Below are 13,449 nucleotides of genomic sequence, written 5' to 3' on the forward strand. Positions count from 1 at the left end.
TGATATCCGGTAAAATGTAACAAATATCATATGTGTTTAAATTAAAACTGTAAGTATTACATTTAATTTATATTTTTAACCCAATTGCTACATCTGGGTGCTTTTGGAGATAGAATACGGTATGAATGCCGGAGCAAGCAATAAAACCAATTAAACACATAAATTTTCTTTTCTGATGATTAAAAAGATTGCTTGTTTTTCGCTTTTTTTAACGCAAACCGTATGGGTGTTTACCGCAGGTGCCCAGCAGGTAAACCCGGGCCTGCATCAAAAAAGTTTGATGGTTTGGGATGATAAACCCGCTAAAACCTGGATGACTGAAGCCTATCCCATCGGTAATGGCCGCATAGGCGGTATGGTATTCGGCGGACTGGCGCAGGAACATATCCAGTTTAACGAGATCAGTTTATGGACAGGCGACGAAAACGAAACCGGCGCCTACCAGGCCTTCGGCGATCTGTACATCGACTTTAAGGGTAAAGATTCTACCCAAAAAATACCCGCAAATTATCGCCGTGAGCTGGATATCAGTAAGGCGGTACAGCAAATCAGCTATACCGATGCTGGTGTAACTTACAACCGTGAATATTTTTGCAGCTTTCCCGGTAAGGTGATGGTGCTGCATTTTGGCGCTGATAAAAAGGGCGCTTATTCTGCTACCATTAAATTAAAAGATGCCCATAACTCGGTGGTTGCTGCCAATGGTACAACATTGCAAATTACCGGCAAGTTAGATAATGGCCTGGCCTATGATAGCGAGGTAACTATTAAAACAGAAGGCGGTTCTACCTACGCCGAACCGGACGGTAAAGGCGGATCACAATTAGTGATCAGCAAAGCTGATGGTTTTACCATATTATTGGCTGCAGCTACCGATTACAGCAACCAGCGCGAACAACATTGGCGCGGTGAAGCCCCTGGCATGAAAGTAAAACAGGCACTTGCTGGTACTCTTGGTAAAACCTTTACTCAATTGTTAACAGCCCATTTACAGGATTACCAGGCCTTATTCGGTCGGGTGGCTATTGATCTGGGCAATACCCCGGCTGATCAAGCTGCTTTACCCACATATAAACGTCTTATCGCTTATAAAAACAAAGGCGACCCGCAGTTAGAAGCTTTATTATATCAATACGGCAGATATTTGCTCATCAGTTCATCACGTAAAGGTGGATTACCCGCTAACTTACAGGGTTTATGGAACGAAAGTAATAATCCACCATGGCGCAGCGATTACCACTCCAATATCAATATCCAGATGAATTACTGGCTGGCCGAACCAACCAATCTTTGGGAATGTTATGTTCCATACATTGATTATATAAACAGTATGCGCGAGGTGAAAAAGGAAAGCACCCGCAAACAATACCCAGGCGTTCGCGGCTGGACGGTAAAAACCGAGAATAATATTTACGGTGGTTCCAGCTTTTTGTGGAACACTCCTGGCAGCGCCTGGTATATGCAGGGCATTTGGGAGCCTTATGCCTTTGCGCTCGACAAAACCTATCTTAAAAACTTTGCTTATCCCATTTTAAAAGAAGTAGTGGAATTTTGGGACGATCACCTGAAACGCCGTCCCGACGGAACGCTGGTATCACCGCTGGGCTGGTCGCCCGAGCATGGGCCAACTGAAGATGGAGTTACCTACGACCAGGAAATAGTGTATGATCTGTTCACCAATTACATTGAAGCTGCTGATGTTTTGGGTATGGATAAGGCATATCGTGACCATGTTGCCGATATGCGGGAGCACCTCCTGTTGCCCAAGATTGGTAAATGGGGACAACTACAGGAATGGGAAACCGATCGTGACGATCCTAATGACAAACACCGCCACTCCTCAAACCTGTTTGGCCTGCATCCGGGAAGAAGGATCAGCCCCTTAAAAACACCTGAGCTGGCTAAGGCTGCCAAAGTAAGCTTACTTGCCCGTGGCGATGTATCAACAGGCTGGTCGATGGCATGGAAAATGAATTTTTGGGCCCGTTTACAGGATGGCAACCATGCCTATACTATTCTGAATAATTTTATAACGTTGGTAGGTGGTTCCGGAGTGAATTATAATGAAGGCGGCGGTTTATATTCCAATCTTTTCTGCGCTCATCCGCCGTTTCAGATCGATGGAAACTTTGGTTATACCGCTGGGGTAACCGAAATGCTGCTGCAAAGCCAAACCGGCGAACTGCAACTATTGCCCGCATTACCAAAAGCATGGCTAACGGGCAGTGTACAAGGCTTGCGTGCCCGTGGCGATTTCGAGATCAGTAATATGGAGTGGAAAGACGGCAAAATTACTAAGCTCAGCATTAAATCATTAGCAGGCGGCGAATGTAAACTGCAAAGCCCAAATGCTTTAAAAACCAATGTACAGGTGTCAAAAGCCGATGGAGCAGGCAATGATGTGGCTTATAGTTTTAAAACGGATGCGGGTAAGGTTTATGATTTTGTGGGGAACTGAACAAGATAGGCATATCGCAGAATCGACTCACCCCGTCTGCGCTTCGCTGGGCGACCCTCTCTTCCGCTTTGCGGTAAAGAGGGTTGAGAATTCTTTATTTTTATTTCTATTTTTTCAAATCCCCTCTTTGCGCCAAAGGCGGAGAGAGGGTGACCGAGCGCAGCGATGGTCGGGTGAGAAGTCTACGACATGTGAGGCAAGGGGAATTGTCCATCTACTTCAAAGATTTATCCATTTTTTGAGATACAATTAGCCAATACATTTACCAAACCAGTAAAAGCCTTCCGGCAAAACCATTATAACAGAATACAAGGCATGATAAACTTTAAATACCTATTTATTTTAACGATATCGTTCGGCGCTTTCTTACCGGTAAAAGCTCAGGACAAAACCAACCTTTGGAAAGGTTTTGAAAAAACAGTTGTAAGCATTGATGGGCATGATGCCTATTTTGTAAAACCTGCGCATCCGCTGCCCGGTAATCCCTGGGTATGGCGCGCCTCCTTCCCCGACTGGCATACCGAAATTGACAGCATATTACTTACCAGAGGATTTTACGTTGCCTTTGTGAATGTCGATAATCAATATGGCGCTCCGCGGGCATTGCAGGTTTGGGATAAATTCTATGCCTATTTAACCGAAAAACAATCATTTGCCCACAAAGTTGCGCTGGAAGGGGTGAGCCGTGGTGGTCTTTATGTGTATGGCTGGGCCAAACGCAATCCCGATAAGGTAAGCTGTATTTATGGCGAAACCCCGGTTTGCGATTTCAAAAGCTGGCCCGGCGGCAAGGGGAAAGGTCCGGGTGATGCGAATAGCTGGAAAGAGTTAAAAGAAATATATCATTTTACCGAAGAGCAGGCATTGGCTTATAAAGATAATCCTATAGATAACCTGGAAGGGCTGGCCTCGTTCCGTGTGCCGGTGCTGCATACCATCGGATTGAATGACAAACTGGTGCCGCCCGACGAAAATACTTATCCCTTTGCCAAAAACTACCTGGCTTTGGGCGGCCCGGTGAGCATTCAGCCTATAACCCAGGGACCTGTGGAACTGCAAGGTCACCATGTTAAAATTGATCGCCCGGATTATTACGCCGATTTTATCTACAGCAATTCGTACCCGGTAAAAAATGCACTGCCGTACAGTAATTATGTAAACACGGCCAGCAAGCTGAATAACTTTTATTATGCGGTTACGGTTAAAAAGAAAGCCACGGTTTCATTTTTAGGAGGATCCATCACCTTTAACCCGGGCTGGCGCAATAAGATCTGCCGGTATTTAAAAGAAACTTATCCCGAAACCGATTTTCACTTTATAGCCGCCGGGATACCTTCACTCGGTAGTTTGCCACATGCTTTCCGCGTACAGCGCGATATACTGGATTCGGGCAAAACCGATCTGCTGTTTTTAGAAGCGGCCGTGAATGATCGCGGTACCGACAGCACCACCCAGGTACGCGCGTTGGAAGGTATTGTGAGGCACGCCCGCAACGCCAACCCATATACCGACGTGATACTGATGGCCTTTGTTGATCAGCAAAAAATTGAAAACTATGCCAAAGGCAAATTATCGCCAGAATTATTCAACCATGAATTGATAGCCAAACACTATAACCTGCCTTATGTAAACCTGGCGCTGGAAGTAAACGACAAGATCAAAAATAAAGAGCTCACCTGGGCCGATGATTTTAAAGATATCCACCCGGCACATTACGGGCAGGAGCTTTACTTCGCTACCATCAGAACCTTACTACAGGAATGTGTGGAAGACAAATACAAAGCACCGTTTAAGATGCCTATGCCACAGGTAATCGATAAAGCCCGCTATGAAAACGGCAGCTACTATGATCTTACGAATGCCAAATTGGGCAAAGGCTGGCAGATCACGCCTGATTGGAGTCCGAAGGATGGTCTTTCAACCCGTGCAGGTTTTGTACACGTGCCGGTACTGAATGCCGATGAACCGGGTTCAGAACTTTCGCTGCCATTTAAAGGTAACGCGGTAGGTATTGCCGTGGTAGCCGGCGGAGATGCAGGCACCATATCCTATGCGATTGATAATGGCCCATATAAAGATAAGGACCTGTTCACCGAGTTTAGCAGTTGGCTGCACCTGCCCATTTATCATTTACTGGGCGATAATTTGAGCAATGGCAGCCATATACTCAAAATTAAGATCAGCGACAAAAAGAACAATGCGAGCAAGGGTCATGCCTGCCGGATAGTCCATTTTTTGGTAAACAATAAGTAAATCCCAAATATGATGAAGAAAAAAGCGGCGCTGATCATGGGCCTGGCATTAAGCGTTTTCGCGGCATTTGCCCAGGAAGTTAAAACACCCAAAGTGGTTATGGATCAGTTTATGGACAAACGTTTTGGCATGTTTATCCATTTTGGCCCGGTAACACAACGCGGCACCGAAATTGGCTGGAGCCGCAACAAGGAAGTGGCCCAGGCCGATTATGACAACCTGTACCATGAGTTTGACCCCCAATTATTTAATGCCGATACCTGGGTAAAAACAGCCAGGGATGCCGGTATGAAATACCTGGTTATTACCGCAAAGCATCACGATGGTTTTTGTTTATGGCCAACCGCTTTTTCAGATTATAACATATCTAATTCGCCATTTAAAAGAGATATCGTGGGCGAGCTGGCACAAGCCTGTAAAAAACAAGGCGTAACCTTTTGTATCTATTTTACTGTTTTGGACTGGCATGATCCTGATTATCCTATCCATAACCCTTACGACTCTACTAAAAACGTTACAGGTAATATGACTGCCTTTAAAAGCCGCATGAAAAATGAGCTGAAGGAAGTGATCACCAAATACAAACCCTTTATGCTTTGGTTTGACGGCTATTGGGAAAAGCCATGGACAAAAGAAGACGGTAAAGAAATATACCAGTTTATCAAAAGTGTTGATGCAAATGTTATTGTCAATAACAGGCTGGGTAAGATTAGCGAAAAGCTGAATGAGGAATCGGTAGGCGACTTTTTGACCCCAGAGCAGCGCATAGGGGAGATCAATATGAATGAACCCTGGGAAAGCTGCATCACCATTTGTAATCAATGGGCCTGGAAACCGAACGACCAGATGAAATCGCTGAAACAATGCATCCAGACGTTGGTAACCACCGCGGCCGGCAATGGCAACCTGTTGTTTAATGTTGGCCCAGCCATGGATGGACACATCGAAGCCCGGCAGGTAAAACGCCTGCAGGAAATGGGCGAATGGTTAAAACAATACGGCGAAAGCATTTACAGTACCCAGGGAGGGCCTTATGCCCCTAATGCCGTCTATGCGGCTACCCGTAAGGGCAATAAAATATACCTGCATGTTTTTCAGCGCAAAGATGGGGTGCTGACTATTCCAGCTATTCCGGGTGTTAAGATCAACAAGTCCTATTTTATGAATGGGGACGCTGTAGTTATTAAAGCAGATAAAAACAATTATCAGATTACCCTGCCTGCAATCATGCCCGATGAAAATTGCTCGGTGATTGTTCTCGATCTTAACAAAAGCGCTCAGAACCTCCCGGTAATATCTACCAAAGCCTAATTACTTAAAACTAATGATATCCAAACGTCTCACATCAATAACAAGCATGCTGTTATTAAGCTCAACGCTGAGTTTTGCACAAAAACAAGCATTGAGATTGCATTACGACAAACCCGCCGCAGTTTGGGAAGAAACTTTGCCCCTGGGTAACGGTCGCCTGGGTATGATGCCCGACGGCGGGGTGAACGATGAAAAGATCGTGCTGAATGATATTACCCTGTGGTCGGGTTCGCCGCAGGATGCCAACAACTATGAGGCCTATAAACAGCTGCCGAAGATAAAAGAACTGCTGTTAGCCGGTAAAAATGTAGAGGCACAGGCCCTTATCGATAAGGACTTTGTGTGCAAGGGCCCGGGCTCGGGCGGTGCACAATGGGGCTGCTACCAGGTTTTGGGCGATCTGGACCTGAAATTTGACTATGGTAAATCCGATGCGCAGGCTACGAACTACCAAAGAGCATTATCCCTCAATACAGCAGTAGCCAATACCAGCTATCAGGTTGACGGCGTTACCTACAAACGCGAATATTTTACCAGTTTTGGCGATGATGTGGATATGATCAGGCTAACGGCTGATAAACCCGGCAAACTCAATTTTAGTATCAATATCTCCCGTCCGGAACGCTCGGCAACCAGCACCAGTGGTAACACACTGTTATTGCAAGGTAGGCTGGATAACGGCACCGATGGTAAGGGTATGCAATACCAGGCCAGCGTAAAGGCTAAATTAACCGGTGGCACGCTAAGCAGTACCGCGAATAGTTTGGTGGTTAAAAACTCGACTGAGGTAATCATTTACATATCGGCAGCTACAGATTTCCGCAAACCGGATTTTAAGCAACGGATCCAGCGCGATCTGGATGCAGCTATGAAAAAGCCGTATGCCGTACAAAAACAACAGCATATCGCCAATTTTCAAAAGCTGTTTAACCGGGTCGACATTAATTTAGGATCGCCGGAAAGTACCGAAACTACCGATCAGCAACTGATCAGTTTTCATAAAGAACCCGGCAAGCATAAAGATATGCCGGTACTATTCTTCCAGTTCGGCAGGTATTTAAGCATCAGCAGTACACGCGTAGGTTTGTTGCCGCCAAACTTGGAGGGGCTTTGGGCCAACCAGGTGCATACCCCATGGAACGGCGATTACCACCTGGATGTGAATGTACAGATGAACCATTTTCCGGTGGAAGTATCAAACCTATCTGAACTAAACTTACCCTTGGTTGAGCTGGTACGCGGCCTGGTAAAACCCGGCGAACGTACAGCGAAAGCCTATTACAATGCCGATGGCTGGGTTGCTCACGTGATCACCAATGTTTGGGGGTGGACAGAACCCGGTGAAAGCGCCTCCTGGGGCGTAACCAAAGCTGGTTCGGGCTGGTTGTGCAGCAACCTTTGGGATCATTATGCTTTTACCAATGATAAAGCTTATCTGAAAAGCATTTATCCCATATTAAAAGGATCAGCACAGTTTTACAGCAGTATCCTCACCAAAGATCCTAAAAGCGGCTACCTGCTTACAGTGCCGTCTTCATCACCAGAAAATAGTTTTTACCTGCCCGATGGCAGTCACGCCAGTATTTGCATCGGCGCGACTATTGATAACCAGATCATCCGGGAGTTATTTACCAATGTAATTACCGCCTCTGAAACCCTGGGCATCGATAAAGCATTCCGCGATATGTTGCAGGCAAGGCTAAAACAGATCCCGCCCCCAGGTATCATCAGTAAAGATGGCCGTATACAGGAGTGGATGGAAGATTATAAGGAAACTGAACCTCAGCATCGGCATATCTCGCATCTGTACGGTATTTACCCGGCCTCCGAAATTACGCCAGATGGTACGCCCAAACTGGCCGAAGCCGCTAAAAAAACGCTCAACGTTCGCGGTGACGATGGCCCGAGCTGGTCTATCGCTTACAAACTGTTGTTCTGGGCAAGATTGCATGACGGTAACCGCGCTTATAAGCTCTTTACCGAGATCATGAAACCTACCACGCGTACCGATATCAATTATGGCTCGGGTGGCGGTATTTATCCCAACCTGCTGTCTGCCGGTCCACCGTTTCAGATCGATGGCAACTTTGGCACCACCGCGGGTATTGCCGAAATGCTGATCCAAAGCCACGCCGGTTATATCGACCTGCTGCCTGCCATACCCGATAACTGGAAAGCATCCGGTTCTGTCAAAGGCCTTAAAGCCCGTGGAAACTTTACCGTTGATTTTGCCTGGAAAGATGGTAAGGTAACCACTTACAAGATCACCTCACCAGATTCGCGCAGCGTGAAGGTTAAAGTAAACGGGGTAATAAAAAATATTACTGCGCAAAAAAGCTAAACAATTCAAACTGTACATGAAGCCTATTGCAATAGTAACAAACCTATTCATCCAAAAAATAACCCGGCCGGTTTTAGTGCTCGCACTACTACTACTGGCTTTGCCATTTGTAAGCATAGTTTCGGCGCAGGCACGTAAACAAGCTGCTGCAGACCAGGTGGTAATACCTTATGGCACAGGTAACGTTATCATCTACAACTTAAAAAGCGGCTTGTATTCCGTTATTAAAAATAAACATCAGGTATACAGCAAGGTAAGCGCCATCATTTCACTCAATGGTAAAACAATCTCCACTAAAGATTATACATCACGTACCCTTACTAAAACCAATATTACTGATGGTTTTGGCAAGGGCGTTAAATACACCATTTACACCATTACATTAAGCAGTAAAGGCTTAAAATCCATTAAACAGGTGTTTTATACCTACGCTGGGCACGAATATTTTATCACCCAAATAGAGGCCTCTGGCAAAGGGCTGCAAACCAACTCTATCATCCCGTTCTCGGGCAATATAGCCGCGGTTAGTGGTGATGCGCGGAGTATTTTTGTGCCTTTTGATAACGATACTTTTATCCGCTATAATGCCAAACCTTTTACAGCCCCGTTCACTAATATGAGCGCCGAAGTAGGAGCTGTGTACAGCAACGATAGCCGGAATGGCTTTGTAGCAGGCTCCATTGAGCACGAGGTATGGAAAACAGGCGTCCGCAGTACCACTAAAAAAGACAGCGGTAATGCCGTTGAAGTTTGGGCCGGGTACACCGAAAACAGCGTCACCCGCGATAACATCGCACACGGAACCATCAGCGGAGATGTGGTTAAATCACCAAAAATACTGATAGGCTATTTTGACGACTGGCGCACCGGCATGGAAGAGTATGCCAAAGCCAACCGCATTGCCGAACCGCCTTATGTGTTTAACTGGACAAAGTCCACACCCGTAGGCTGGAACAGCTGGGGCGTGATGCAGGAGAAACTCACCTATGAAAAAGCCACCAAAGTAGCCGACTTTTTTGCCGATAGTTTGGCCGGTTTCCGCACGGGTAAAACCGCTTTCATCGACCTGGATTCCTACTGGGATTTTATGGTAAAAGGCGGTCCTGAAGGCGATTACAGCAAGCTGAAACAATTTGCCGATTACTGCAAAAATAAAGGCCTGGAACCTGGCGTATACTGGGCGCCATTTACCGATTGGGGTTGGAAAGACGGCCCGCAGCGCAAAGTGCCCGGCAGCAAATACACCTTTGGCGATATCTGGACAAAAGTAGGCAACAGCTATCATGATATCGACGGCGCCCGTGCTATCGATCCAACACATCCCGGTACCCGCGAACGCATTGACCTGACTATAGGTAAACTGAAAGCCTGTGGTTTTAAAATGATCAAGATCGACTTTTTAGGTCATGCAACGGCCGAGTCGACACACTTTTATGATCCAACGGTAACCACCGGCATGCAGGCCTACCGCAAAGGCATGGAATACCTGACCGATAAGCTGGGCGATCAGATGCTTATTTATGCCGCTATTTCGCCAAGCCTGGCAACCGGGCGTTATGTACATACCCGCCGCATAGCCTGCGATGCCTTTAAAACCATAAAAGATACCCAATACACCCTTAACAGCGTAAGCTACGGCTGGTGGCAAACTTTTTTATATAATTATGTTGATGCTGATCATGTAGTGTTATCTACCGAGAGCGAAGGGGCTAACCGTGCCCGCTTTTTATCGGTTGTTATCACCGGTACGGTTATTACCGGTGACGATTTTTCTGTTCACGGCCAATGGAGCGACAGAGCCAAAGTCTGGTACCAAAATCCAGGGATCATCAAGCTGATCGAAAACGGTAAAACGTTTAGACCTGTTGAAGGCAATACCGGCGAAAGTGCCTCCGAAATGTTTACCCAGAAAATAGGAAATAGTATCTATATTGCCATTTTCAATTACAGCAACGAGCCCAAGACTTTTGCTATGAATGGCAAGCGCCTGGGCTTGGACGGACAGTACAAGTTACATGAATTGCTGCAGGGGAATGCTCAGGGTAAAACATTAAGCTTTAAACTGAATGGCGGCGACGCGGCTTTGTATAAATTGGATATTGATGCTAAGAAATAGATATAAAAAAAGCGTTGGGCCCATGCGAATCCCCTCTTGAGAGGGGCGGAGGGGTGTGTTTATCAAAGCGAAGAACACATCGCTGTCCGAAGTTCGCCGCTGTCCGAAGTCTCTGACTTCGGACGATTATGCCTGTAGTTTGCAACTACAGAAAGCGGGTAGTCTAAAGACTACGAGCATACAAGTTCGAAGTCAGAGATTTCGAACAGCACTGTGTGTTTAACCAAGCGAAGAACACATCGCTGTCCGAAGTTCGCCGCTGTCCGAAGTCTCTGACTTCGGACGATTATGCCTGTAGTTTGCAACTACAGAAAGCGGGTAGTCTAAAGACTACGAGCATACAAGTTCGAAGTCAGAGACTTCGAACAGCACTGTGTGTTTAACCAAGCGAAGAACACATCGCTGTCCGAAGTTCGCCGCTGTCCGAAGTCTCTGACTTCGGACGATTATACCTGTAGTTTGCAACTACCGAAAGCGGGTAGTCTGAAGACTACGAGCATACAAGTTCGAAGTCAGAGACTTCGAACAGCACTTGAGAATTAATAAAACATATAACACTGAAAATAACCTTATAAATTGAAAAGAATGTTCCGAAATCATTTACTGCCCTTATGCCTGGTGGGTGGCCTGTTTACGGCAGGCAGCAGTTTTGCCCAGGTAGTGACCATCCCGGTCGAAACACAGCACAACGCGCTGGTATTGCAAACTGATGCCAATAAAAATCTGAAGATGGTTTACTTTGGCGCCAGGTTGAGCAACACTGCCGAGTATGCGCGCATCCAAAAAATGTATAACCAAAAGGACGACTCCGGCATCCTCAACTCGGCTTATACACCATCTGGTTCAGCGAACCTTTCCGAGCCAGCCATCACCGTTACCCATGCCAATGGTGATAAATCACTGAGTCTGGCTTATGTAAGCCATGAGGTTACCAAGGTTGCCGACGATATTTCGTTATTAACCGTTACGCTGAAAGACCCTGTTTATGATTTTGAGGTGAAGCTGTTTTATAAAACCTATTTTAAAGAAGATGTTACCGAACAATGGTCGGTGATTAAACATGGCGAAAGGGGTGAGGTGATATTAAACAAATTCGCATCGGCCAATCTCAACTTAAAAGGTGATGGCTTTTGGCTGAAACAATACCATGGCAACTGGGCCGAAGAAATGCGCCCCGAAGAAGCCAGGCTGACTCACGGCATCAAAACCATCGACAGCAAACTGGGTACGCGTGCCAATTTGTACGAGCCATCTATGTTTGCTATATCTGTAGATAAACCGGCAACTGAGGATGAAGGTAAAGTACTATTAGGTGCGCTAGAATGGTCTGGCAATTTCAAGATAGACTTTGAACTGGATGTGGCTGATAACCTGCGACTGATTGCCGGCATCAACAACGCCGCGGCTGAATATCATTTAAAACCGAACGAAGAGTTTGCCACGCCTGCTTTTGTGTACACCTACTCAGATCAGGGTAAAGGCGATGCCAGCAGGAAATTACAGCGCTGGGCTCGTAAATACAAAATTGTTGATGGCGAAGGTTCGAGGCTTACCCTGCTGAACAACTGGGAATCCACCTATTTTGATTTCAACGAAACCAAGCTGGCCGAACTATTAAAAGATACCAAGAAGTTAGGTGTCGATCTGTTTTTGCTGGATGATGGTTGGTTTGCCAACAAATATCCGCGTAATGATGACCATGCAGGCTTAGGCGACTGGCAGGAAAATAAACAAAAACTGCCCGACGGTGTGAGCTGGCTGGTAAAAGAAGCACAAAACAACGGCGTAAAGTTTGGTATCTGGATTGAGCCCGAAATGGTTAATCCTAAAAGCGAGCTTTATGAAAAACATCCGGATTGGGTGATCAAACAGCCAAACCGTCCCGAAAAATATTTCCGTAATCAACTGGTGCTTGATCTGACTAATCCTAAAGTGCAGGATTTTGTATTTGGCGTAGTAGATAACTTGTTCACCAAAAATCCCGACCTGGCTTATATCAAATGGGATTGCAACGCGGTGATCTATAACGCGTATTCGGCTTATCTGAAAAAGGATCAGTCGCATTTGTATACCGATTACGTGCGTGGCTTATACAAAGTGCTGGAGCGTGTACGGGCTAAATATCCAAAAGTGCCATTGATGCTGTGTTCAGGCGGGGGTGGTCGTGTAGACTATGGCGCGCTGAAATACTTCACCGAGTTTTGGCCAAGCGACAATACCGATCCGCTGGAACGTATATTTATCCAGTGGGAGTATTCCTACTTCTATCCGGCCATCACCAGCTCAAACCACGTGACCGACTGGGGTAAACAACCGCTCAAGTTCCGTACAGATGTAGCCATGATGGGTAAACTGGGTTTTGATATTGTGGTAAGTAAACTGAGCGAGCAGGACCTGGATTATGTTCATGGGGCTCTAAAGAACTACGATAACCTGAAAGAGGCCATCTGGCACGGTGATCAATACCGTTTACAAAGCCCATGGGATAACGACGCGGCATCCATTATGTATGTAGATAATGCCAAAGCAAAGGCGGTGATGTTTAATTACCTGGTGAACAATCGGTACGGTACAGGTACCCATGTGCCAATCCGCTTAAAAGGCCTTGATCCGCAGAAAAAATACCAGGTAAAAGAGATCAATCTTTATCCCGGTGCGAAATCACCCATAGAAAACGACCTGGTATTAACCGGCGACTTTTTAATGAACGTAGGTGTAAACCCACGTGTAGACAAAAACAGAACCAGCGTGGTGTTGGAGCTGGATGAAGCGAGGTAGTGAGTGGTGAATAGTGAGTGGTGAATAGTGAGTGGTGAATAGTGAGTGGTGAATAGTGAGTGGTGCCTGGGGAACCGAAACTTCAACTGTCATTTGGAACGGGGTACGAGGAGATGTCTTTTGCGTGGGATGGGTTCTAAATACCACGGCCCGGTTCTCTATTTTGGAGAGAACGGGGCCGTTTGTATAAAA

Annotated in this window: 6 protein-coding genes; all 6 read left to right on the top strand. The window is 46.2% G+C overall.

The genetic code is table 11. The annotated features are described in order from the left end of the window. Positions 1-175 precede the first annotated feature (175 nt). The 6 genes from ACNURT_RS12240 to ACNURT_RS12265 all read left to right on the top strand — a co-directional run bounded on the left by ACNURT_RS12240 (position 176) and on the right by ACNURT_RS12265 (position 13,257). Positions 176-2,458, top strand: coding sequence for a glycosyl hydrolase family 95 catalytic domain-containing protein (locus ACNURT_RS12240; RefSeq protein WP_419701977.1), 2,283 nt, complete (start codon positions 176-178; stop codon positions 2,456-2,458). A 315-nt stretch (positions 2,459-2,773) separates the two neighbouring features. Continuing rightward, positions 2,774-4,711 carry a GDSL-type esterase/lipase family protein gene (locus ACNURT_RS12245; RefSeq protein WP_419701978.1) on the top strand — a complete coding sequence of 646 codons (1,938 nt, stop codon included), beginning with the start codon at positions 2,774-2,776 and terminating at the stop codon, positions 4,709-4,711. 9 nt (positions 4,712-4,720) lie between these two features. Continuing rightward, the gene (locus tag ACNURT_RS12250) at positions 4,721-6,022 is read left to right on the top strand and encodes an alpha-L-fucosidase (protein WP_419701979.1); all 1,302 of its coding nucleotides are present in this window, start codon (positions 4,721-4,723) and stop codon (positions 6,020-6,022) included. A 13-nt stretch (positions 6,023-6,035) separates the two neighbouring features. Further along, positions 6,036-8,363, top strand: a complete 2,328-nt coding sequence (locus tag ACNURT_RS12255) for a glycosyl hydrolase family 95 catalytic domain-containing protein (protein WP_419701980.1) — start codon at positions 6,036-6,038, stop codon at positions 8,361-8,363. 16 nt (positions 8,364-8,379) lie between these two features. After that, positions 8,380-10,479, top strand: a complete 2,100-nt coding sequence (locus ACNURT_RS12260; protein ID WP_419701981.1) for an alpha-galactosidase — start codon at positions 8,380-8,382, stop codon at positions 10,477-10,479. Between the two features lie 585 nt (positions 10,480-11,064). Further along, positions 11,065-13,257: an alpha-galactosidase gene (locus ACNURT_RS12265; RefSeq protein WP_419701982.1), complete on the top strand. Its 2,193-nt coding sequence runs from the start codon at positions 11,065-11,067 to the stop codon at positions 13,255-13,257. Positions 13,258-13,449: the final 192 nt, after the last annotated feature.

Origin of the sequence: Mucilaginibacter sp. NFX135 (assembly GCF_048565145.1) — a bacterium.
Lineage (GTDB): Bacteria > Bacteroidota > Bacteroidia > Sphingobacteriales > Sphingobacteriaceae > Mucilaginibacter.